A 22155-nucleotide genomic window follows, 5' to 3' on the forward strand; every position below is an offset into this window, starting at 1 on the left:
AAAAATATATTAGTTAGGAAGTTGAACTATGCGCACGTATCTGGCTATATCACGATTTCCCTCTTAGTTCCGGTATTGATCCTTTTCATTTTCCTTTCCCCTCAGGAGTGATCCTTAGCGCAATCTCCCTATCATGTACTCGACGAGCGAATTCCTGTTGAATCGAAAGAAACTGGCTCAGAATAGTTACATGAAGGCCGCAAATGGAAAGGTCATCAGTGAAATTTCCACTGGTGAGAAACGGACTTACTTAAAACTTGAAGACATCCCCCTTTTCCTGGAAAATCTGTTCATCGTTACAGAGGACCAGAAATTTCATGATCATGCAGGAGTCGACCTATCCGGCATAAGCAGGGCGCTTCTTATCAATTCACAAAATAAAACAATCGAACAAGGCGGCAGTACCATTACCCAGCAACTGGCCAGGAATGTTTATCTATCACATGATAGGACATATAACCGAAAACTCAGTGAACTCATTTATGCCTATCAGATAGAGCGAAAAAAATCAAAACCGGAAATCATGGAGCTATATTGCCATCTATTTCAGTAATGGAGCTTATGGAATCGAAGCTGCTTCCCAATATTATTTAAAGTAAACCGACTGGAGAGTTAACTAAGGCGGAACTTGTCTTCCTTGCCGCAATCCCTAATAATCCGGAATACTATAATCCCCTTGAACATTTCGATGCGACGAAAAAGCGTCAGGAGAGAATGCTGGAACAAATGGTTGCCAATGGTGCATTAGAACAGGCCGAGTATGAAAGTCTTAATTAAAAGTACGATTAAATTAGACTTGTCCATCCCGGTCGACTTATATCCCGATTACGTGACATATGTTCATCAGGAATTGAAAAACCTGGTGGCATCCTCCGAGGGTCTCGACAAATCTCTGCAAAGCACTGATGTACTATACGTAAGAACGCGGAAGCCGAGTTGGATAAAAAGGTCAAAAAGCTTTTGAATTCCGGTGTAACCATCCATACCGCACTCGATACTAAACTGCAAACACAATCAAAGACTGCTGTACAATCAAAAATCGGTGTCAATGATATCGAGGGAGCTTTAGTGGTTATACAGCATCATACGCACGAGCTTGTCTCTTTGATTGGGGGAAAAGATTAAAAAAAAAATTCTTTCAATAGGGCATACCAAAGCTATAGGCAGCCAGGGTCTGCGATTAAGCCGCTTCTTGATTATGCTCCCTATTTAGAAGAAACGGATGCTGACATTAATCAGCTCGTTAGCGGAGCAAGCTATTGCAGCAATAGCTATTGTCCAAAAAATTATAGCGGAGACAGCTATGGGATGGTCACACTAAGAACTGCCTTTGCTCAGTCGTATAACACACCCGCCATAAGACTCTTTGAAAAGATGGGGGTGGAAACGAGTTTCAAGTACCTGGATGCTTTTGGCTTTAGAAAAGTCAGCAAAAAAGACCGCCATACGAGTTCGGCCATAGGCGGATTCGAATATGGCATGAGTCCCCTTGAACTCACAAATGCTTATACTTCTTTCCATGACGGAAACTATCAGCCAGCACGAGCCATTACAAAAGTCACCGACCAAGAAGGTAAAGTCCTTTATAAATGGAAAGACCGCTCCAAGGAGATATGGAACAAACGCACCGTAGCCAAGATGCGGCAGCTGCTCCCTGAAACAACGCTTTCCGGGACAGCCCGAAAAGCCTACTTTCCTACAGATTATGTCGGCGGTAAAACCGGTACGACCAATGATGTCAAAGACATGTGGTTTGTCGGTCTGACAGCAAACTATACAACAGGCGTTTGGATTGGAAGGGACAAGCCATCCAATCTACAATCCATTTATTCACATTCACCCCATCTATTGATTTGGAAAGATATCAGCCAGACTGCCGAGTGAAAAAAGAAGGTGCCGCAATTGCACCTTCTTTTTCGCTATATGGGAAGACTTGCAATGAAGCTGTTATAAAGCTTCAATCCCGCATAAGCGACTATTGAAATCAATGCCGTCCAAACGAAGATCGGAAAGAAGACCAATCCCACTAGCCACGACATTCGTCGCGATAAAGATCGACCCAAGCCCGAAGATGAATTGAACGCTGAACAATGAACAGGCACCGCCAATCACATAAATGACAGACCCCTTTCTTACACTGTTCAGGGCTTTACCCTCCGAATCCTTGGAAAAGAAAAATAAAGACAGCTCCAATATCGTATTGGAGATCAGCTTCAATGCAGCAAAAACCATGAAGAATAAAAGGAGCAATACGATCAGCAGCGCCAGCTTGATGCCGGCTTCAGAAAAGAATTCCAGTATCCCTTGATAGATTCCCAAATTTCCAAATAACTTGAGCATTTGCATTTCCCCATAAATGGCAAAGGAGAGGCTGAATAACAGGATTGATGATTGGCAAATAGCTAAATAAAAAAGTGTTTTACATGATTTCTCTATCAATGTGTCTTTTATCCTATATTATGCAATATAATCCAATATTTCACAATGGATACTCTGCTCATTCACCGTTGAAAAACTTTTTTTAATATATTTTTCAGGACGGTTCCCCCTCCTTTTCTACCTATATATAAAACATCATTCTAGTTGACCTTCACCGTTTTTAAAGCCATGCAAACCCTCATAAATTACGTTATACTTTTAAGCGAGGCAAGCATTCGATAAAAAAATACATATTCAACGAAGATTTCCTAACGTCTAGGATTGCGTGAAAAAAGCATAATAAGACGACTGACTTCGTTTTTTAAAAAAGGGGGGAGTTTATGTCTTTACTTCATTGGGCGGTATTATCACCGTTTCTATTAGCACTTATTGTACCAATATTGTACAAACTATTTCGACAAATACATACAGGTTGGTTTGTATTGATTTTACCGATTCTCCTTTTCACCTATTTTTCAAGGTTCATTTCCTTGACCAAACAAGGGGATATCGTTATGGAAAGCGCAACATGGATTCCTTCTCTCGGAATAGATGTTGATTTCTATGTCGATGGACTAGGGCTTTTGTTTGCCTTGCTCATTACAGGTATTGGTTCACTCGTCGTTCTTTATTCAATTTTCTATTTATCGAAGGAGAAAGAAAAGCTTAACCAATTTTACGTCTTCCTTTTGCTTTTCATGGGGGCGATGCTTGGTGTCGTCCTTTCCGATAATCTAATAGTCCTTTATTCGTTTTGGGAATTCACGAGTTTATCATCTTTTCTATTGATAGGATATTGGAATGAGAGGGAGCGTTCACGTTACGGGGCGCAGAAATCGCTGCTGATCACTGTACTTGGAGGCTTAAGCATGCTTGGAGGCATCATTCTCCTTTCCATTATGGGGAACACATTCAGCATACGTGAATTGATTGCCCAAAGCGGGGAACTTATGGAACACTCGCTCTTCGTTCCTGCACTTTTGCTTGTGCTGCTTGGCGCGTTCACTAAATCCGCACAGTTCCCGTTCCATATTTGGCTTCCTGACGCGATGGAAGCCCCTACTCCGGTCAGTGCTTACCTTCATTCCGCCACAATGGTCAAGGCTGGCATTTATTTGGTTGCCCGATTAAGCCCTGTTTTTGCAGAATCAGGATTATGGTTCTGGCTCGTTTCGATCGCCGGATTGATCACCCTGTTCTGGGGCTCATTCTTTGCAATCAAGCAGACTGATTTGAAGGGGATTCTCGCTTTTTCCACCATCAGTCAGCTCGGATTGATCATGTCGCTTTTGGGGCTTGGAGCTGCGGCACTCCACTATGAAACGTTGGGGGAAAATATATACTTGGCAGCCACGGTTGCAGCAGTATTCCACTTGATTAATCATGCGACCTTTAAAGGGAGCCTATTCATGGTTGCAGGCATCATTGATCATGAAACCGGTACGCGTGATATCAGAAAGCTTGGCGGATTGATGCAGTTGATGCCGATCACTTTCACCGTCGCTGTGATAGGTGCTTTTTCAATGGCTGGACTTCCGCCCTTCAATGGTTTTTTGAGCAAGGAAATGTTCCTGGCAAGCATGGTGAATGTATTGGAATTGGATATCTTCAATATGGAGACATGGGGGGTCCTGTTCCCTGTGGTTGCATGGGTAGCCAGTGTATTCACTTTTATTTATAGCATGATTGTCGTGCTCAAACCCTTTACTGGCAAACTTCAGTTACAACTTTTGGAAAGGAAGCCCCACGAGGCACCGGCCGGGATGCTAATATCCCCGATCATCCTTGCTTCGTTGGTCATCATTTTCGGGATTTTTCCAAACTTGCTGTCTTCATCCATCATTAAACCTGCTGTAGCCGGCATACAGCCAAGCTTGGCGGGACCGGATTTCCAAGTCCATATCGCCTTCTGGCATGGATTCGAACCTGAAGTATGGATGACCATCGGCATCATAGCATTTGGAATTCTATTATACAAAACGCTTCCGAAGTGGCAGAAAGTCACTCAGTGGATTCCTGAACGCATCTCCCTGAATGCTTTGTATGATAACGTGGTAAGAGGGCTCGAACGTTCAGCTTCCTTCGTCATGAAAGTATTAATGACAGGTTCGATTCGGACGTATCTGCTTTCAATCTTCCTTTTCTTCATATTTTCCTTGGGCTTTACGCTCTATTGGAAGGATGCATTTAAATTGGATACAGGGAATTTTGCCCCGATCGGCATATATGAATTGGTATTAGCTGGAATCATCGTGATTGGCTCGGTCGCCATTCTGTTTGCAAGATCCCGTTTAACTTCCATTATCATCTTAGGAGCCGTCGGTTATACGATTTCCCTATTTTTCGTTTTGCTGCGGGCACCGGATTTAGCCTTGACTCAACTAGTCATCGAAACGATTTCGGTATCGCTGTTTTTGCTCTGTTTCTTCCACCTCCCGTTAATGGCAAGCAGAAAGGAAGAACGGATGACGTTCAAGTTGAATAATGCCATGATATCCATTGGTGTAGGAGTCATCGTCACATTGATCGCCTTATCGGCACATAGCAATAAACTGTTTGATTCCATATCCAGTTACTATCTTGAAAATGCTTATAAGGAGGCAGGCGGGAAAAACGTCGTAAATGTCATTCTCGTTGACTTCCGCGGACTTGATACGATGTTTGAAATCACTGTCCTTTCCATCGCTGCGCTCGGAATATTCGCGATGATCAAATTGCGTTTGACAGGGGGGAAAGATAAATCATGAAGCAAAATGACCTGATTCTCCAAACGGTTACGAAAGTCGCCGCCTTTGTTATCTTGCTGTTTGCGGTAGCCATCTTTTTAGGCGGGCATTATTCGCCAGGCGGCGGGTTTGTCGGCGGTTTAATGACTTCAGCCGCCATAGTCCTGCTGTTGCTCGCTTTCGACATTAAAACCGTCACCGGCATTTTGCCGATTGACTATAAGTTAATGATCGGTTCAGGCCTGTTCATATCAAGCCTGACCGTGGCCGGTGGGCTGGTGTTCGGGGTGCCCCTCATGACACATGTATATCAATACGTTGATTTACCGCTTCTTGGGCACATCTCGCTTCATACTGCGGTACTTTTTGATCTGGGTGTTTATCTTGTGGTTGTTGGTGTAACGATGACCATTATTCAAACGATAGGGGAGAGTGAATAATGGAACTTTTAATGGCCATTGTCATTGGAATACTATTTATGTGTGCGACCTATTTAATGCTTTCCAAAAGCATTTTAAGAATCATAATCGGTACCGGGCTGCTCAGTCACGGCGCCCACCTTTTGATTTTGACGATGGGCGGTTTGAAAGGCGGTTCCGTTCCATTGCTGAGTGATGAAGCTGCATCCTATGTCGATCCGCTTCCGCAAGCGCTTATCTTGACGGCAATCGTCATCAGTTTCGGAGTCACATCATTTCTGCTGGTACTTGCTTATCGGACCTACCAGGAACTCGGTACGGATGACATGGAAGAAATGAGAGGTACGGAAACGAATGAATAATCTTACTTTCATGCCTGTTTTATGGCCGCTTTTCACAGGCATCCTGCTCATATTCTTTGCAAAAAAGATCAAGCTGCAAAGAGGGATATCGCTTTTTTCCTCTCTTATCGGAATTGTAATTTCCTTTTACCTAGTGATTACGGTCCATAATCAAGGCATCTTGACTTTAGGCGTCGGCAGCTGGGATGCGCCATTCGGGATCGTGATCGTCGCAGATATGCTATCTTCGCTGCTCGTACTGACCACGAATATCATTGGATTGGCCATACTGCTTTACTCGTTATACTCCATAGGGGAAGAACGGGAAAGACATTATTACTATCCTGTATTTCAATTTTTGCTGATCGGGGTGAACGGCGCCTTCCTTACGGGGGATCTTTTCAATCTATTCGTATTCTTCGAAGTCATGCTGATGGCTTCCTACGTGCTGCTTGTACTCGGAGGGACGAAAATCCAGCTGAGGGAATCATTGAAGTATATCATCGTCAATGTACTATCCTCTTCCTTTTTCGTCATCATGGTGGCTTATCTTTATTCAGTCGTAGGAACATTGAACATGGCGGACATCAGTCAAAGGATAACGGAGGTCAACCAGCCTGGAATCATCTCGGTGATAGCGATTGGCTTTCTGATCGTCTTCGGTTTGAAGGGAGCCATTTTCCCGCTTTTCCAATGGCTGCCTGGTTCTTATTATGCTCCGCCCATTCCAGTGATGGCTCTATTCGCGGCATTGCTGACAAAGGTCGGAATCTATTCCATTTTCCGAACCTATACACTGATGTTTTATCATGACCAGGATTTCACCCATACATTCCTGGCGATACTTGCAATCTTGACCATCATCATCGGTGTCATTGGTGCGATAGCTTATTGGGATTTAAAAAAAATCATCATTTACAATATCATCATCGCCGTCGGGGTTATTCTATTCGGCATCTCCGTCATGAATGAACAAGCCTTATCGGGTTCCATTCTATATATCATTCATGACATGCTGATCAAGGCTGCACTCTTCCTGCTGGTAGGCATCATGATCAAAATCAGCGGATCGGATGATTTACGGGACATGGGCGGCTTGATCAAGCAATACCCGACCGTTGCATGGACCTTCTTCATAGCGGCCATATCATTGGCGGGAATCCCGCCGTTCAGCGGTTTTGCCGGCAAGCTCCTTATTCTTCAGGGAGCTGCAGAAAAAGGGGCATACTTGGGAATGGCCGTTGTCTTAATTTCAAGCTTGATGGTCCTCTATTCCGTCATGAAAATATTCATGAATGGCTTTTGGGGAACTCCAAAAGCTGATTATGCCTTAACTAATGGAAAGGTCAATAAAATGCTGGTTCCTGCAGTCCTCCTCGTCATCATTTCCGTTTTATTCGGAGTAGGGACAGAATCGGTTTACCCATACATTACACAAGCTGTAGATTCATTAATGAATCCCGAAATCTATAACAAAGCGGTTTTAAAGGAGTAGTGCCTGATGTCATTCCAAATTTTACTGAATGTGTTCCTTGCGTTTATCTGGATGTTTTTAAAAAATGAGTTTAACGGGAGCACTTTTATCATCGGATATATATTGGGGCTCGGCATCATGTTCGTCTTCCGTCATTTTTTCAATGATCGTTTTTACTTGAAAAGGGTGAATGCCGTCGTTCTATTGCTGCTCATATTCGCAAGGGAACTCATACTTTCCAACATTAGCGTCCTTAAGGCCGTGCTTAAACCGAGCCTGGATATGAAACCTGGCATATTCGCATTTGAAACCGTGCTGACCAAGGATTGGGAAATTACGATACTATCGAATTTAATTACACTTACACCAGGAACACTTGTCGTTGAAGTTTCGGAAGATAATCGGATTCTTTATATCCACGCGATGGATATTGCCGACAAGGAAGAGGCTGTGGACAGCATTAAAAATACATTTGAAAAAGCGATTATGGAGGTGGGCAAATAATGTTCGATCTAATGCTTAAAATCGCGTTGCTCGGTGTTTCGCTTTCCATGATTGGATTCTTATACCGTTTAATCAAAGGGCCTTCCGTACCGGATCGGGTCATCGCACTCGATGCAATGGGAATCAATCTTATCGCAATCGTTGCACTTGCCTCCATCGTCATGGATACAAGCGCATATCTGGAAGCCATTCTTCTGCTCGGAATCCTATCTTTCATCGGAACGGTCGCTTTCGCCAAATTCCTTGAGAAAGGGGAGATAATCGAAGATGACCGCAATCGTTGAAATCCTATCGGCCCTATTCCTATTAATGGGAGTCTTTCTCTTTTTAGTCTCGGCTTTCGGCATCATCCGGCTGCCCGACGTCTATACAAGAAATCACGCTGCCTCAAAAAGCTCGACACTTGGAATCATGTTCATCCTGATCGGCACCTTGTTATATTTTTATTATAAACATAGCCATTTCGATTTCCGGGTCGTGCTCGCGATCATCTTCATCTTCATGACCAGTCCTGTTGCCGGACATTTAATCATGCGCTCGGCTTATCATACTGGCGTAAAAATGTGGGATCGGAGTGTCCAGGATGATTTAAAGAAAACCCGGTGATTCCTGCTATTGAAAAAGAGCTGCCCTGATTACAGGAGCAGCTCTTTTCTGTTTCAATCTTTTAAAAATACCTCATCGCCCACTCTGATTTCACCTGTTTGCATGACCGAGGCATATACGCCAAAATGATTTTCCCTTTCCTTGACGACAGTTTTCAGCAGTGATGGATCTCTATGTGAATCGCTTGGATCGACAGTTATGATCATACAGCGCTCACAATGCCTTTTGATCTCCAATTCCACTTCATTTCCGATTAGAATCCTTTTTCCGAACCATTGCTCTTCTAAAAAGGGGGTTTTATTCACTAAGGATATAATCAAATTTTGCCTGAATCTCCTGCCATCCAGTTCTTTTCCCCAAAGCTTTGTCAATTCGCCAATCGAGGCATCACTGACAAGCAGGATGTTTTCTTCTTCAATCGCACCTAACGGAATATGGGAAGGATGATAAACAACTGGTGCTGCCTCCTGTTTCAACAACCTTTCCATTTCCTCCTGAAAGGCTTGCTCTCCCCATGTCAAAACGTTTCCAGAAGGGGTCTTCACTTGGATTTCCGGATATTGGTCAAGTGCTTCCTCACCAGAAAAAGCAGCTTGATATCGGACCATTTCCGGGACTTGAGTTATCGTCAGGAACTTCCCATTTTTGCCTTTAAAGGCATGGCTGCGATCTCCATAAAGTCCATAGTCCATCACCTTCGTTTTCTGTACCTGTTCACCAGTGAATGATTTTACAGGATGACGGGTGATTTCTTGTATATGACCCACCAGCATAGAAAAACCTCTTTTCATACAATAGTCCACTGCCATCTTATACGTAAACCGGATAGAATCATTGCGCCAAATTGCGATTGTTCTTTTGATTTACTTTGACTTCGGTAAGTCGATAACGGCCAATGTACAGCGTGAAATGCAGATAAGATGATCCTCTTCATCACGGATCTTCACGTCCCACACCATCGTCGTCTTCCCGCGATGGATGATGTTCCCCTCTGCGGTAACAACACCTGAACGGACGCCCCTAACATGATTGGCATTGATTTCAAGGCCGACGACAGCTTGTTTTGTACGATCTACCAGCATCATCCCTCCAAAGCTTGCAACGGATTCCGCAAGCGCAACGGACGCTCCCCCATGCAATAAACCATACGGCTGCCTAGTGCGTTCATCCACAGGCATCGTCGCAATGACTTTCCCCTCGCCCACTTCTTTCATTTCAATCCCAAGCGTGCCTATCAATGAATTTTCAATATTTCTCTCCATCCCATTACCCCCGACTCTCTTGTTTTTTTAGCAAAAAAAATGAACCGTTATTCATATTAGTATACAAAAAAAGGATGACTCAAGTCTATCAAGTCATCCTTCAATAATGTAAATGTATTATTTGGAGAGGATTTCTTTTAATTCAAACCAGCTTGTCAGTCTCGGAATATCCAATTCCCTGTTATAGGAGTTATCCATTGCATACACTTTCGTTGGAATATCCAATAACGTTTCCAGCACTGCCGGTTTATCATCAAAATAATAATCCAATTCCAATTTGCGGATCGTATCAATTTTTTCATGATCCTTCATCCCGCAGTAAAAATGGTCATCCTTAACCGGGAAGCCGTTTTCGATCAGCCATTTTTTCGTCCGTTCACCATGCTCCGCTTTCCTGGCGGTGATGTAATAGATTTCGTGGCCATCGCGTTCAAGCTCCTGCAGCGTTTCCACTGCGCCCTCGAAGGCTGGACAGGATGAATAATACACTTCATCGGCCAGGCTGTTCCACATCTTGCCCCCAGCCTCTTTATCAAGCCCGAAAGCTTCATGGATCTCCAACGTCTTTAATGCCCTGAATTTCGTTAACTCTATGTTCGTATTAAGCTTTTCATTATAAAGATGGAACGCGAACTCCCTCAAGTTAATAAGGGTATCGTCAATATCAAAACCGAATTTCATATCCTTCACTCCTATTCAAACATAAGCGGCAGCAAACTGTGATGCGAAGGACATCTCCTTGTCCACCTGAATGGCCTGTAATCTTTCAATCTCGGCTTTTCTTTTTGGCTCAGCAATTTTAAGTCCAAGGAAGCCAGTATCCCCCTGCAGGATGCATCCAGAAATAAGCTCGGCCAATATATCGGCATCCTTCATGGCACAATTGAGTCCGAACGCACCTGTAGGCGTCATCGTATGGGCTGCATCACCTAATAAAGCTACGCCATCCTTTGTCCACGTCTCACAATAGCTGCTGTAAACATCCAATAAAATGAAGTCCTGCCAAGAGCGGATATTTTCACATACAACCTTTTTTAATTCAGGAAAGGCAAGAAGCAAATCTTCAATGAATGGTTCAAAATGCTGTTTTCGCAAATGGGGAAATGAACCATGCTCTATATTCCATCCAATTTGGATGAAACCTCCGGCCTGGGTGAAGAGGGCAACCTGGGAGCCATTGACCAATGCCATCTTGATCGAAGGCTTCCACCCCTCCGGAGCAGGAATTTTTGCCCACAGTAAATCATAGCCATGACCTTTAATCTCGACTGGTATTCCCGCTTTTTTTCGAACGATGGAAAACCTGCCGTCCGCTCCGATTATCAATGGACTTTGCACTTCAAGGTCATTTCCGTCATTACGGGCCTTGACACTCGTAAAACGGCCCATTTCATTCTGCATCAAGTCGGTAACCCTCGTATTCATCATCAATTGAAAGGAGTCCAGCTTTTCAGCTTCATTCAATATGGCTTTAAGCAGATGGTTTTGAGGGACATGGATCCCAACATGATCGACTGGCCATTCCGGGATAATGCTTTTGAATATTTGGCCGTCATGCCAATATTCAATTTGTTCCATCCTAAGCAAGCCAAGTTTTTCCACACTATTGAATAAACCGTGCTTTTTAAGAATGCCCTCTCCTTCATCGTTCAAGAACTCGCCCCTGAATTCCCTTGAAACTTCAGAATGCCTTTCAAGCAATACGACTGAAATGTCCTGCTTGGCCAATAGGTAAGCCAGCAGGGCACCTCCAGGACCTGAACCGACTATGCATACATCTGATTTAACCATCATGCCTCTTCACCTGTTGTCTATTTTTATTTAGGATAAGCCGTGATGCGTATGTCCTCACCAAACGTTTCCACGCCAGAGAAGGAAACATCCATCGCTTCATCCATCGTATCCACATTCATGCCAGTATACGGTGTCAGTGAGTTTCTGCCGCCCAATAGTTTAGGGGCTATATAAATCAAGTATTTATTAATGAGCCCTTCCCTAAGGAATGAGGCATTCACTTCGCTTCCGCCTTCCAGCAAGACATCCGTAATCCCCTTTTTATACAGCTCTTCCATTAATGCCGTTAGATTCAGTCCCGTCTCGTTTTTGGGGACGAAAATGAATTCGATCCCTTTTTCACGTAAAAGGTCCATTTTATCCGCAGGTGCATTTTCCTGCGTTACGATCAAGGTCTTCGCATCTGATACCTCTACAACTTTGGCATCCAATGGAACCCGTAATTCACTGTCTAAAATGATCCGGATCGGATTTTTCCCTCTGCCCTCCGGAAGTCTGGTCGTCAGTGATGGATCATCGGCCAACACAGTCCCGATACCAACTAGGATGGCATCCACCTCATCACGGAGCAAATGAACGGAATGACGTGACTCTTCCCCTGTTATCCACTTTGAATGGCCTGTGTGGGTTGCAAGTTTTCCATCGAGCGTCATCGCATACTTCGATATGACAAATGGACGATCCGTCAGCATATTGTGAATAAAACGCTCATTCAGCCTTTGAGCTTCCTTTTCCAGGACGCCGACTTCAACTTCAATGCCTGCATCCTTTATGATCGATATTCCTCTGCCGGCCACTTCCGGATTCGGATCTTGAGTCGCAACCACGACTCGCCGGACACCTGATTCTTTCACCAAATTTGCACAAGGAGGTGTCTTTCCATAATGGGAACAAGGCTCAAGAGTCACATAAAGTGTTGCACCTTCTGCATACTCACCCGCCATTTTAAAAGCATGTACTTCCGCATGCGGTTCACCCGCTTTACGGTGGATCCCTGTCCCGGCTATCACACCGTCTTTCACTATGACTGCCCCGACCACTGGATTTGGATTCGTCTTTCCTTTAGCACTGGCTGCCAAATCCAGTGCCAGCTTCATGTAATATTGATCATCATTCATTCTATAGCTCTCCTTTATACAATCAAAGTTGGCTTCTTTGTGGGTATATGTCCAGACTTCTTGACCTTTGTATCGAGATAGAAACTATTATCTTCCGTCAAACCGCCCCATAGCGGAATATGGTCCTTTGCCGCAAGTCCATGCTTCATGAGGGCATCCAGCTTTTTGGGGTTGTTCGTGATTAAAGTAACCGGATCCTTACGAAGTTCCCTCAACACGCGAATGGCTCCCTCGTAAGATCGCGTATCGTCTTCGAATCCTAAAGCCTCATTCGCCTCGACCGTGTCATAACCTTCCTGCTGTAGCAAATAGGCAAGAGATTTGGAAAACAGGCCAATCCCTCTTCCTTCATGGTCCGCAAGGTAAAAAATGGCCCCGCACCCATGCTCGGCTATCATCTTCATCGATTGGTGGAGCTGGTAGCCGCAATCACAGCGTTTACTGCCGAAGATATCACCTGTGTGGCAGATGCTATGCATCCGGACAAGTGCATCCTCCGACTTTTCAAAATCACCATAAACCAATACGGAGGATTGCTGTCCAAAAGCGAGGTTCGCTTCCGAAAGCGAATCAAGCACCGTATCCTTGTCATTGTCCGCACCGTCAAGCTGAAGCCATGTATACCATTGGAAAACCGTTGAGAAATCTCCTTGTTCAACCGGCAGGTTCACAGGTCCCACAAGGCATATATCAGCTTTACCGGGGGTTTGGATGATATTCATTTTATCTATTAAAAGGTCTTTTGTTTCCTGGGTTATTTTCATGTTAACATCACCTATTTTATAATTTATAGTGTGCCTTCTCCTTACTTTAGGTAAGTAAGTATATTACTATACACTATACCTGTCAATGAAGCAGTTTACAAATAATAGTGTGTCTTTGATCATAATTTTCAAGAAGTTTTTTTGCAGAAAAAGGTCATTCACAAACCTCTATCATATCGGCTGGCCTTTATACATATTTTAATGTATAACGAAAACGTGTCTATAGACAGACCTAATGAAAGGAAGGAAACCTTTTGGAGGATTTCCCTTATTTTTTATATGATCCCATCCTATTTCCGCCTCACGCCAGGAATCGGACATTGCGTCCCTACTTGGCAACCAATCCAGATCTGCTAGTCAAATCGGCAAATACCTCGCAATCTTTGATGCTTGATGTAAAAAAGGTCATGGATACCATAGCCGCATCCAAGCCTTTCTCGAACCGGTTGATGACTGCTGCCCAAGCATCGCAAAAAAATGTCGTGATCGATATGATCCGAAAGATAGGAATTAAGAACGAACCTGATATCACGTATAACCCCGATGGGATCCGTTTTGATTTCTATCCTAAAGCAGGAGAAGAAAATTGCCATATCATCGTCAGCTTGAAATGGAGGGAGGCATAACGTCCGTCCAACACCTTTTTGGTAAAAAAACCGAAGCCTATTTTCGGCTTCGGATATTTGGGTTCATCTTGTTTTCGTTTCAAAGGTTTCAACCAATAGTGCAAGCGTCCGTGCCATGACACCGGTAGCCCCCGATGGGCACAATTCGGAGTTGCTCGAGGTTGTGGAAGTTCCGGCAATATCCAGATGGACCCACGGAGTGTCTTCGGCAAATTCACCGATGAAGGCGCCGCCCATGATCGCATGTCCCGCCCCTCCAGGTGAATTATTCAAATCCGCTATTTTACTATTGCGTACCCGCTCTTTATCCTTTTCCGTAATCGGCAATCTCCAAATGGGCTCCCCGGCCTCCTCTGAGGCTTTGACCACTTGCTCATAGAATTCCGTGTCATTTGTCATTGCACCCGTCATATCCATGCCCAGCGCCGTTATGACACCACCCGTTAAAGTGGCAACGTCAATAAGATAGTCGGCACCATGATGTTTAGCGTATGTCATGGCATCCGCCAAAACCAGACGGCCTTCAGCATCCGTGTTCAATACCTCTATCGTCTTGCCGCTCATGGCAGTGATCACGTCATCGGGCTTGAATGCATCACCGCTGATCATGTTATCAGTGGAAGGAATGACCGCCACGACATTTTGGTCCGGTCCCAATTCGCCGATGATTTCCATTGCACCTAAAACGGCTGCCGCACCGCCCATATCCGTCTTCATTCCAACGATACCAGCCTTCGTTTTCAATGAGTATCCACCCGTATCGAATGTGATCCCTTTACCGACCAACCCGATAACATCCTTCCATTCATCCTTACCTTGATACTTCAGGACGATCATTTTCGGAGGCTCGACCGAACCTTTATTGACAGCAAGGAGTGCGCCCATTCCCAACTTGAGCATGTCCTCCTTCTCGAGGATCTCCACTTCAAACCCATAACGTTCGCCCAAGGCAGATGAATAATCCGCCAAATCCGTGGAAGTCAGCAAATTGCCCGGTGTATTGACCAATGTTCTGGCTGAGTTCGTCGCCCTTCCGAAGATCCTCCCTACATGAAGCGCGGCACCGACCTCTTCTTGATCAAATTCACTGTAAACCGTAATCGATTCAAGGCTTTTTTCGACCTGGTTCGATTTTTGCTTATATCCGTCAAATTTATAGGATGCAAGTTCAAAAGCTTCGGAACAAGCATGCGCTGCATCCAATGCATCCAGATTTTCAGTCGTGAATGTATCCAACGCGATCGAAAGTGTCGTAATCTTTGATTCTTTAATCGTCTTACGCGCTTTTCCCAACGCTTCGCGGAGCGTTTCAAAAGATAGCTCCTTTTCCTTGCCCAACCCTACAAAAATCAATCTCTTTACGCTTAATTTACCTAATGTATGTATTTTGACCACTGATTTTTTCTTGGAAGAGATTTCACCGGCTTTCACCAACTCTGTCAGCTGGCCATCCAATCGTTCATCCGCTTCTTTTCCTATCCCTGTGAACTTTACGGGTCTGTCAAATACGCCTAGAATCAGGCATTCGTCAATCAAATCTATATTTAAGGAATTTTTTACTGTGAACATTCTGATACCTCCTCCATTCTATTACATTCATTATAACGAAATCTTCAAAAATTTTCGAATAAGCCGCGAAAATAATAATAACAAGGGATATTGTTTAGAATGGGTGACTTTAGAGTAATAGTATAAGAAAGATCATATTTATACTTATGCCGGCAGGGAATCGACAGGACTGAATGGAACTAATAATAAGGGCCTTATTCCGAACAGGATGCATTTACCCATATATGGATTTCATCTTTACTTATAACTAGAAAGAAGGCTGATACTCTTGGAATTATTACTCAACTTCCCTTTAATCGCAGCATTGATTGCCATTTTCTTTGCTCAATTCATCAAAGTGCCCATCCACTTCATAGCATTTCGCAAAGTAAACTGGTCACTCATTAACTCCACAGGCGGTATGCCAAGCTCCCACTCTGCGGCCGTGTCAGCCCTGACCGTGGCGGTAGGGATCGAAACCGGAATGGATTCCCCTGTATTTGCCGTTGCCGCGATCTTTGCAATCATCACGATGTTCGACGCGACAGGAGTGAGACGGCAGGCAGGAGAACAGGCAGCCGTCTTGAACCAGCTCGTTACCGACTTCAATACCTTTGTCGAGCAAGCAAAGAACTGGCAGAAAAAAGCAGATAAACAGAAACAGCAGCAATTAAAGGAACTGTTGGGCCATAAGCCAATCGAGGTATTTTTCGGAGCCTTGACCGGAGTATTCATTGCATTGGCACTTCACTTTTTCATCTTTCAAGGGTAGGTGTTCAATTTGAAAATAATCTCTCTTTGCCCCAGCAATACGGAACTATGCACATATCTAGGAATCGAAGATCAGCTGATCGCCATCGATGACTACTCTGATTGGCCTGAAACCCTACAGCATCTTCCTAAGGTGGGTCCCGACTTATCGATCGATATCGATCATGTGGAATCACTAAAACCCGATTTGGTGCTGGCTTCACTGAGTGTACCGGGCATGGAAAAAAACATTGAGGGGCTAAAAGAACGGAACATCCCCCATATCATCTTCAACCCGCAATCGCTTGAAGATATCGCAAAAGATTTACTGACCTTGGGCGAGGCGATGGATCTTAAGGAAAAAGCAGAGGAACAGGCTGCCAAATTCCGTGATGCCATCCTTCAATATAAAAACATCGCCGATAAAATCGAAACAAAGCCGTCCCTGTATTGGGAATGGTGGCCTAATCCCTTATTCAGCCCCGGGGGAGTTAATTGGTTATCCGAGATCAGTACGCTTGCGGGAGGATATAACCTTTTCCAGGATGTCGACATGGCAAGCATTCAAGTCACTTCCGAAGAGGTCCAAAAAAAGGATCCCGACCATATTTGCTTAGCTTGGGTTGGTGTCCCTTTACGTAAAGTAAACCCGGCGCTTGTCAAGAAACGGCAAGGGTGGACTGATATGAAGGCCGTCCGGAATAACCATATTCACATCATGGAAGAACCTTTATTCTGCCGGCCTTCCCCGCGTTTGCTGGATGGGCTGTCCATATTGGCAAAGACTCTGCATCCTGAAGCCTACAAAGGCATGCCCTAAGGGCGTCCCAAATGAAACAGAAAAGGCTGCCTCAATTGAGGCAGCCTTTCACTTTCCTCTTTAAAAAGCAAAAGAAGCTACATTCTCATTCAATGTTTTCTCAGCGATTTTCGGCTTGAATACCTGCTTGATCTTGGTTTCATTCAACCTGCTTAACTGTTGTTCGGATAACTCGCCGTTCCCTTTTTGGACAACATATACTTCAAGGGTTTTCTTTCCCCAGTTCTCGTACACATCCTGTACCGTTTCGTAGTATAGGTCCAGATGATTCCCTTTGATCGCACCACCCTTGTCCGCTACAACCCCATATCCATAGCCCGGAATCCAAAGGATGGTTCCGAGAGGGAATATGGCAAGATCGGCGGCAATGGTGGAAAACAAATCCCGTTTCACCTTCACCCCTGAATATGTGATTCCATAAGATGGGCTTTCCGGGTACTTTCCGGTTGATTCATACCCTGCTGTATATCCTGTAGCCAAAACTTCATGCTTCGGGTATTTCGAAAGCTCGATTGCCTCCGCTATCGTCGTGGGACCATTGCTCGCAGATGCCGATGCCATTAGCGTTGCCACTTGCCCCCCACTATGAATCGCTTTATATTCGAGACCAAGCATTCGATGTTGTCTCATTGCCTCTTCAAAAGGATGATCTTCAGGAACTGCCCCAAAAACATGATTCAAGGTCGATTCGATGGCCAAGATAAATAATATGATAATAGCAACCCTCAAAAATAATGCCTTTACAATCTTCATATGTATCAATTCCACTCCTCTCACAAGGATATTTGTTCCCTTTACGGAGTGAAAGTATTCATAAAGCATGGAAAGAACCAATTTTTCATACAAAAAGGCTCTTTTCGTAAAGATCGTTGTTTTTAAAACGAAACTATTTAAGGTTGATTGGAGCGGAAGTGCCAGACTGCCTGCGGGAGCAGCGGGACAGGTGAAGACCCCACAGGGTTTACGCCGAGGATGCTCACCGCCCCGCGGAAAGCGAGCATCTGGAGGGGAAATCAACCACACCGCACTACTTGGTAAATAGCAACAAAGTATGCGAAAACAGCCTACAAAAAAAAGGACCGTCCATAAATGACGGCCCTTCCCTTATTAAAACATTTGATATCCTTTATTCCTTAGAATCCTGATGACCACACCAGCTAAAACCGCACCAAGCAGCCCGCTTGATAAAATAATGATGTCTGCCGTATGCAGGGATGTAAGGTTCGTACCAAGATTGGAAAAAGATATTCCCGGATTCCTAAAATATTCTATTAGCTTTGTTTCATTGACAATGATGATGAAGACGATTGGAAATAAGAAGACCATGATCCACGAAGAACGAAAGAGCATATTCAGCAAAAAGCCAATTCCGAAAAACAATATGAAAAATAAGAGTATTGAGATAATTAAAACAGGCAATGGCATGTTATTCTTGACCCTCCTTAAAAGCGACACCTTTAGTTTACTGAAAAAATAATTGCTGCGTCAACGACTTATACCAAATAATACCGAAGAAAAGATAATTACCCAAATTACAAGAATAGTTTATATGATGTATATCCAAATTGATCTCCCGGATTCAACCCGTCAAGCATCGTCTGCATTCTTTCCTTTTTAAAAGCTAAAAGCTGTTCCAATAGTAACGATTGCTTCCCTTCCTTCATGAGTAAATCAGGGTGATAAAATTTCGCTTCATATAATTCATCCAATTGAGCATTTACTTCAAAGCTGAGCGGTTTAAGTAAAAATATCAACATATTATCACTTATATCCCCTTTGATGACTCCGCTTCTCACTCCTACGATGCCTTCGATTTCTGTATGAATGCCCGTCTCCTCCAGCACTTCCCTTACGACAGCTTCATCGACGGTTTCATCATTTTTTACAAAACCTGCCGGAAGCGACCATTGCCCTTTCAATCCGCCATACCTTTTGTTCACGACAAGCCACTCACCTTTATCCGATATCACAAGGCCGGACACTGCCAGCCAAACATTTTTGCAACGTTCCACCAAAACCCACTTCCCCTACAATCATTATTTAGTAAAGATGATGCCAAAGATAATTTCCTTGATCAAACTTCGTCATCCCCATTATATTCCACACAAAAAAATTGCATACTCCGCTATGACACACTCATCGATGGATGGGCTGCCAATGAAAAAGCCATTCAGGGACAATCCCCAAATGGCCATTATTGATCTATCGAAAAAATTAAAGGACGTTGAATTTACCTTTTTTAGCAACAAGTGAGGCTCCGCCAATCATTAACAATGCCCTGTTATCAACCATTTTCTTCATGAATGATGCAGTCTTACCTGTAACTTTCTTGCCGAAGACAACACCAATCGCATTATCTTCACCGAGTGAACATACCGTTCCTTTGTTTTCGAAGGTGAACGTTTCCAGGTCGCTTTCGTTACGAACCAATTTAGTCAGGTTCTTCGCAATGACCTCACCTTGCTGCATCGCTATTTGTGCAGTAGGTGGATATGGACGATTAATTTCCTCGTTGATGATCAAAGCGCAATCCCCTACGATGAAGATATCGTCATGCCCTGGTGCCCGCATGTCAAGATTCACCTTAATACGTCCGCGCATAGCTTCAAAACCGGAAGCTTCTATCACGGAGTTTCCACGTACTCCAGCTGCCCATACAACGGTGCCCGCTTTGATTTCTTCCACTTCATCTTCACCTTTTGCCACGATGATGCCTTCAGGAGTCGCCCCCTTGATCGGTGTGCCGATTTTGAATTCCACACCTTTTTTCTCAAGGTAAGATACTGCATAATCCACCAATTCCGGATCGAAGCCAGGAAGGACGGCTGGGGCAGCCTCCACACAGTACATGCGGACCTTTTGGAAATCGATGTCGTATTCTTTACAAAGTTCAGGGACACGGTTAGCCAATTCGCCAAGGAATTCGATACCCGTAAATCCTGCTCCTCCAACAACGATCGTCAAGCGGTCTTCATTCTTTTCAGCCTCAGTACTGTACGTCGCGAATTGCAATTGGATATGGTCACGGATTTTACGTGCCGTATTCACGTTAGAGATAGAGAAAGCATATTCTTTTAGCCCCTGGATTCCGAATGTTTCCGATTCAGGTCCAAGACCAATCACTAAATAATCATAAGAAATTTCGCCGTTTTCAAGGATGACTTTTTTGTTCTCCGTTTTCACTTCCAAAACGGAATCCTGGATGAATTTAACTTTGCTGTTAATGACACTTTTGATTGGATAGCGCACACGATCATGATGAAGCGTTCCAGCTGATGCTTCATGCAGCCATGTTGTTTCATAGTGGTAATCATTTTTGTTAACTAATACGATTTCTGCTTCATTTTGACCTAACGCCTTCTGTAAGCGAGTAACAGTCATCAATCCGCCATAACCTGCTCCTAAAACAACGATTGTTGGCTTTTTCAAAAGTATTCTTCCACCTTTACGATATTTTCTTGTGATGCTTTCCATAACTAAAATATATTGTCTATCTTTATAATTTCCATTATAAAAAGCACTCTTATACATTTGTGACGTATTTCACGTAACACTTCATAAAAAATTCATAAAAAATTTACCAAATGATATCTAAGTAAATATTAGTCTTTTTCCTTACCTTTTTCAAGTAACAAACCTAACTTTTTCGGGTTAAAATATAGCCGAAAAACATTACTTTTCACCCAGTTGCGACCATATTTATACGATATGCCCAACATTGGCAAAGGGTAATTTCACCCGGATTTGAAAGCGGATACAAAGCATTCATCAGGAAACTGCACAAATATAGTCAAAACTTTCCCACTTTTCTAACTTTCTCCGTTTTTTAAAAGATCATCTATGTTAAAATAAGAGAATAAATTTCAGCAAACCTAGTATATCGGAGGGATAACGTTGGAAGTTAATGAAAAAGTTTATGATATTACAATCATTGGCGGAGGCCCGGTTGGATTATTCACTGCATTTTATGGAGGAATGAGACAGGCATCCGTAAAAATCATCGAGAGCCTGCCACAATTAGGCGGACAATTGTCGGCCCTTTATCCTGAGAAATACATCTATGACATCGCTGGTTTCCCCAAAGTGCGAGCTCAGGAGCTAGTGAATAATTTGAAAGAACAAATGGCAAAGTTCGAACAGGATGTCGTCCTGGAGCAAGCCGTTCAAGAAGTGGAAAAGCAAGCCGATGGAGTGTTCAAGTTAACGACTGATAAAGAAATCCATTACTCCAAAACGATTATCATCACAGCTGGAAATGGGGCTTTCCAACCCCGCCGCATCGAAATTGAAGATGCAAAAAAATATGAAAACGGCAACCTTCACTATTTCATCGATGACCTCAATCATTTTGCCGGCAAAAAAGTGGTCGTCTTCGGCGGTGGGGATTCAGCAGTGGACTGGGCCTTAATGCTGGAGCCGATCGCCGAGAAAGTGAGCATCATTCACAGAAGAGATAAGTTCCGTGCCCACGAACATAGTGTAGAAACACTTAAAAATTCAAAAGTGGAAATAAAGACTCCATACATACCTGCAGAGTTGATTGGTACAGACGGACGTATCCATACAATTGTCATCAAGGATACAAATGGTGACGATACAGAGACCATGGATGTAGATGCAGTCATCGTCAATTACGGCTTCGTTTCTTCTCTTGGTCCCATTAAGGAATGGGGACTTGATATCCAGAAGAACAGCATTTTGGTGAATTCCAGAATGGAAACGAATATCCCGGGGATTTATGCAGCAGGCGATATTGCAACCTATGATGGCAAAGTAAAATTGATTGCCAGTGGTTTTGGTGAGGCACCCACTGCCGTCAATCATGCCAAACAATATATTGACCCAAAAGCAAAAGTTCAGCCGATGCACAGTTCTTCCATGTTTTAATTATAGTACGCAAAAACCGGCTTTCATGGCCGGTTTTTTTTGTCCCCAATTCGATGATTGTGGATAAGTTTTTTCAATTAGTTATCCACAGCGCTTAC

24 protein-coding genes and 3 pseudogenes are annotated in these 22155 nt (G+C 43.7%); 15 read left to right on the forward strand and 12 right to left on the reverse strand.

Annotated elements, in window-relative coordinates; genetic code table 11:
• Positions 1 to 157: 157 nt before the first annotated feature.
• From AC3WLU_RS06740 to AC3WLU_RS06755, 4 genes and pseudogenes are all read left to right on the forward strand, one after another.
• On the forward strand, positions 158 to 553 hold the full coding sequence (locus tag AC3WLU_RS06740) for a transglycosylase domain-containing protein (protein WP_492597024.1): 396 nt from the start codon (positions 158 to 160) through the stop codon (positions 551 to 553).
• Positions 554 to 609: 56 nt separating this feature from the next.
• Positions 610 to 777, forward strand: a pseudogene (locus AC3WLU_RS06745) (transglycosylase domain-containing protein); the annotation flags it as partial.
• Positions 778 to 936: 159 nt separating this feature from the next.
• Positions 937 to 1125 carry a hypothetical protein gene (locus AC3WLU_RS06750; protein WP_231892149.1) on the forward strand — a complete coding sequence of 63 codons (189 nt, stop codon included), beginning with the start codon at positions 937 to 939 and terminating at the stop codon, positions 1123 to 1125.
• A 27-nt stretch (positions 1126 to 1152) separates the two neighbouring features.
• Positions 1153 to 1884, forward strand: a pseudogene (locus AC3WLU_RS06755) (penicillin-binding transpeptidase domain-containing protein); the annotation flags it as partial.
• Positions 1885 to 1919: 35 nt separating this feature from the next.
• Here the strand turns inward: AC3WLU_RS06755 and AC3WLU_RS06760 are convergent.
• Positions 1920 to 2346, reverse strand: a pseudogene (locus AC3WLU_RS06760) (DUF5366 family protein).
• A gap of 413 nt (positions 2347 to 2759) precedes the next feature.
• Between AC3WLU_RS06760 and AC3WLU_RS06765 the strand changes: the two are divergent.
• Genes AC3WLU_RS06765 through mnhG form a run of 7 tightly spaced genes read left to right on the forward strand, consistent with a single transcriptional unit; the run spans position 2760 to position 8488 of the window.
• The gene (locus AC3WLU_RS06765) at positions 2760 to 5165 is read left to right on the forward strand and encodes a Na+/H+ antiporter subunit A (protein ID WP_492597025.1); all 2406 of its coding nucleotides are present in this window, start codon (positions 2760 to 2762) and stop codon (positions 5163 to 5165) included.
• Positions 5162 to 5584, forward strand: coding sequence for a Na(+)/H(+) antiporter subunit B (locus AC3WLU_RS06770; RefSeq protein WP_034310256.1), 423 nt, complete (start codon positions 5162 to 5164; stop codon positions 5582 to 5584). The genes AC3WLU_RS06765 and AC3WLU_RS06770 overlap by 4 nt, the downstream gene beginning before the upstream one ends.
• A complete protein-coding gene (locus AC3WLU_RS06775) occupies positions 5584 to 5925 on the forward strand; it encodes a Na(+)/H(+) antiporter subunit C (protein WP_054398868.1) in 342 nt (113 codons plus the stop codon). The genes AC3WLU_RS06770 and AC3WLU_RS06775 overlap by 1 nt, the downstream gene beginning before the upstream one ends.
• Positions 5918 to 7399, forward strand: a complete 1482-nt coding sequence (locus AC3WLU_RS06780) for a Na+/H+ antiporter subunit D (protein WP_492597026.1) — start codon at positions 5918 to 5920, stop codon at positions 7397 to 7399. Before AC3WLU_RS06775 ends, AC3WLU_RS06780 begins: the two co-directional genes overlap by 8 nt.
• 6 nt (positions 7400 to 7405) lie before the next feature.
• Entirely contained in the window at positions 7406 to 7882 is a 477-nt protein-coding gene (locus AC3WLU_RS06785) for a Na+/H+ antiporter subunit E (protein ID WP_057278036.1), read from the forward strand.
• 11 nt (positions 7883 to 7893) lie between these two features.
• Positions 7894 to 8166: a Na(+)/H(+) antiporter subunit F1 gene (locus AC3WLU_RS06790; RefSeq protein WP_370023645.1), complete on the forward strand. Its 273-nt coding sequence runs from the start codon at positions 7894 to 7896 to the stop codon at positions 8164 to 8166.
• Positions 8150 to 8488 carry a monovalent cation/H(+) antiporter subunit G gene (mnhG, locus tag AC3WLU_RS06795; RefSeq protein WP_048687653.1) on the forward strand — a complete coding sequence of 113 codons (339 nt, stop codon included), beginning with the start codon at positions 8150 to 8152 and terminating at the stop codon, positions 8486 to 8488. Before AC3WLU_RS06790 ends, mnhG begins: the two co-directional genes overlap by 17 nt.
• A 53-nt stretch (positions 8489 to 8541) precedes the next feature.
• On the opposite strand, the gene AC3WLU_RS06800 is transcribed toward mnhG, so the two are convergent.
• The 6 genes from AC3WLU_RS06800 to AC3WLU_RS06825 all read right to left on the reverse strand — a co-directional run bounded on the left by AC3WLU_RS06800 (position 8542) and on the right by AC3WLU_RS06825 (position 13426).
• Entirely contained in the window at positions 8542 to 9261 is a 720-nt protein-coding gene (locus tag AC3WLU_RS06800) for an MOSC domain-containing protein (RefSeq protein WP_492597027.1), read from the reverse strand.
• A gap of 90 nt (positions 9262 to 9351) precedes the next feature.
• Positions 9352 to 9750, reverse strand: a complete 399-nt coding sequence (locus AC3WLU_RS06805) for a hotdog fold thioesterase (RefSeq protein WP_323596151.1) — start codon at positions 9748 to 9750, stop codon at positions 9352 to 9354.
• Positions 9751 to 9867: 117 nt separating this feature from the next.
• On the reverse strand, positions 9868 to 10431 hold the full coding sequence (locus tag AC3WLU_RS06810; RefSeq protein ID WP_034310235.1) for a 5' nucleotidase, NT5C type: 564 nt from the start codon (positions 10429 to 10431) through the stop codon (positions 9868 to 9870).
• A gap of 15 nt (positions 10432 to 10446) precedes the next feature.
• Positions 10447 to 11544 carry an FAD-dependent monooxygenase gene (locus AC3WLU_RS06815; protein WP_492597028.1) on the reverse strand — a complete coding sequence of 366 codons (1098 nt, stop codon included), beginning with the start codon at positions 11542 to 11544 and terminating at the stop codon, positions 10447 to 10449.
• Positions 11545 to 11567: 23 nt separating this feature from the next.
• Positions 11568 to 12662, reverse strand: a complete 1095-nt coding sequence (ribD, locus tag AC3WLU_RS06820; RefSeq protein WP_492597029.1) for a bifunctional diaminohydroxyphosphoribosylaminopyrimidine deaminase/5-amino-6-(5-phosphoribosylamino)uracil reductase RibD — start codon at positions 12660 to 12662, stop codon at positions 11568 to 11570.
• Positions 12663 to 12676: 14 nt separating this feature from the next.
• The gene (locus AC3WLU_RS06825) at positions 12677 to 13426 is read right to left on the reverse strand and encodes a GTP cyclohydrolase II (RefSeq protein WP_057278041.1); all 750 of its coding nucleotides are present in this window, start codon (positions 13424 to 13426) and stop codon (positions 12677 to 12679) included.
• Positions 13427 to 13680: 254 nt separating this feature from the next.
• On the opposite strand from AC3WLU_RS06825, the gene AC3WLU_RS06830 reads away from it, so the two are divergent.
• Complete coding sequence (locus AC3WLU_RS06830; RefSeq protein WP_492597030.1) at positions 13681 to 14052, forward strand: YuzC family spore coat inner layer protein; 372 nt, start codon at positions 13681 to 13683, stop codon at positions 14050 to 14052.
• 63 nt (positions 14053 to 14115) lie between these two features.
• Here the strand turns inward: AC3WLU_RS06830 and AC3WLU_RS06835 are convergent, their stop codons facing one another.
• A complete protein-coding gene (locus AC3WLU_RS06835) occupies positions 14116 to 15621 on the reverse strand; it encodes a leucyl aminopeptidase (protein ID WP_145506548.1) in 1506 nt (501 codons plus the stop codon).
• Positions 15622 to 15889: 268 nt separating this feature from the next.
• On the opposite strand from AC3WLU_RS06835, the gene AC3WLU_RS06840 reads away from it, so the two are divergent.
• Both AC3WLU_RS06840 and AC3WLU_RS06845 read left to right on the forward strand, forming a co-directional pair.
• Complete coding sequence (locus AC3WLU_RS06840; protein ID WP_034310222.1) at positions 15890 to 16372, forward strand: divergent PAP2 family protein; 483 nt, start codon at positions 15890 to 15892, stop codon at positions 16370 to 16372.
• 9 nt (positions 16373 to 16381) lie between these two features.
• A complete protein-coding gene (locus tag AC3WLU_RS06845; RefSeq protein ID WP_492597031.1) occupies positions 16382 to 17170 on the forward strand; it encodes a cobalamin-binding protein in 789 nt (262 codons plus the stop codon).
• Between the two features lie 60 nt (positions 17171 to 17230).
• Here AC3WLU_RS06845 and spsC read toward each other — a convergent pair whose 3' ends face one another.
• The 4 genes from spsC to AC3WLU_RS06865 form a co-directional block, all read right to left on the reverse strand.
• Positions 17231 to 17923 (reverse strand): stationary phase survival protein SpsC, encoded by a 693-nt coding sequence (gene spsC / locus AC3WLU_RS06850; RefSeq protein ID WP_048687644.1) that lies wholly within the window; start codon positions 17921 to 17923, stop codon positions 17231 to 17233.
• 354 nt (positions 17924 to 18277) lie between these two features.
• Positions 18278 to 18595, reverse strand: a complete 318-nt coding sequence (locus AC3WLU_RS06855; protein ID WP_034310217.1) for a YuiB family protein — start codon at positions 18593 to 18595, stop codon at positions 18278 to 18280.
• Between the two features lie 107 nt (positions 18596 to 18702).
• Entirely contained in the window at positions 18703 to 19182 is a 480-nt protein-coding gene (locus AC3WLU_RS06860) for an NUDIX domain-containing protein (protein ID WP_053537405.1), read from the reverse strand.
• 202 nt (positions 19183 to 19384) lie between these two features.
• Positions 19385 to 20599, reverse strand: a complete 1215-nt coding sequence (locus AC3WLU_RS06865) for an NAD(P)/FAD-dependent oxidoreductase (protein ID WP_063574761.1) — start codon at positions 20597 to 20599, stop codon at positions 19385 to 19387.
• 465 nt (positions 20600 to 21064) lie between these two features.
• Between AC3WLU_RS06865 and AC3WLU_RS06870 the strand changes: the two genes are divergently transcribed.
• Entirely contained in the window at positions 21065 to 22057 is a 993-nt protein-coding gene (locus AC3WLU_RS06870; RefSeq protein WP_034310210.1) for an NAD(P)/FAD-dependent oxidoreductase, read from the forward strand.
• Positions 22058 to 22155 lie beyond the last annotated feature (98 nt).

This window comes from Peribacillus sp. FW305-BF15 (assembly GCF_058783805.1).

Bases quoted from the DNA above. Each gene is read 5' to 3' on its own strand.
- spsC (WP_048687644.1), bottom strand. From the start codon at position 17,923: ATGAAGATTGTAAAGGCATTATTTTTGAGGGTTGCTATTATCATATTA.
- AC3WLU_RS06775 (WP_054398868.1), top strand. From the start codon at position 5,584: ATGGAACTTTTAATGGCCATTGTCATTGGAATACTATTTATGTGTGCG.
- AC3WLU_RS06770 (WP_034310256.1), top strand. From the start codon at position 5,162: ATGAAGCAAAATGACCTGATTCTCCAAACGGTTACGAAAGTCGCCGCC.
- AC3WLU_RS06790 (WP_370023645.1), top strand. From the start codon at position 7,894: ATGCTTAAAATCGCGTTGCTCGGTGTTTCGCTTTCCATGATTGGATTC.
- AC3WLU_RS06800 (WP_492597027.1), bottom strand. From the start codon at position 9,261: ATGCTGGTGGGTCATATACAAGAAATCACCCGTCATCCTGTAAAATCA.
- AC3WLU_RS06825 (WP_057278041.1), bottom strand. From the start codon at position 13,426: ATGAAAATAACCCAGGAAACAAAAGACCTTTTAATAGATAAAATGAAT.
- AC3WLU_RS06810 (WP_034310235.1), bottom strand. From the start codon at position 10,431: ATGAAATTCGGTTTTGATATTGACGATACCCTTATTAACTTGAGGGAG.
- ribD (WP_492597029.1), bottom strand. From the start codon at position 12,662: ATGAATGATGATCAATATTACATGAAGCTGGCACTGGATTTGGCAGCC.
- AC3WLU_RS06835 (WP_145506548.1), bottom strand. From the start codon at position 15,621: ATGTTCACAGTAAAAAATTCCTTAAATATAGATTTGATTGACGAATGC.
- AC3WLU_RS06855 (WP_034310217.1), bottom strand. From the start codon at position 18,595: ATGCCATTGCCTGTTTTAATTATCTCAATACTCTTATTTTTCATATTG.
- mnhG (WP_048687653.1), top strand. From the start codon at position 8,150: ATGACCGCAATCGTTGAAATCCTATCGGCCCTATTCCTATTAATGGGA.
- AC3WLU_RS06815 (WP_492597028.1), bottom strand. From the start codon at position 11,544: ATGATGGTTAAATCAGATGTATGCATAGTCGGTTCAGGTCCTGGAGGT.
- AC3WLU_RS06765 (WP_492597025.1), top strand. From the start codon at position 2,760: ATGTCTTTACTTCATTGGGCGGTATTATCACCGTTTCTATTAGCACTT.
- AC3WLU_RS06805 (WP_323596151.1), bottom strand. From the start codon at position 9,750: ATGGAGAGAAATATTGAAAATTCATTGATAGGCACGCTTGGGATTGAA.
- AC3WLU_RS06785 (WP_057278036.1), top strand. From the start codon at position 7,406: ATGTCATTCCAAATTTTACTGAATGTGTTCCTTGCGTTTATCTGGATG.
- AC3WLU_RS06780 (WP_492597026.1), top strand. From the start codon at position 5,918: ATGAATAATCTTACTTTCATGCCTGTTTTATGGCCGCTTTTCACAGGC.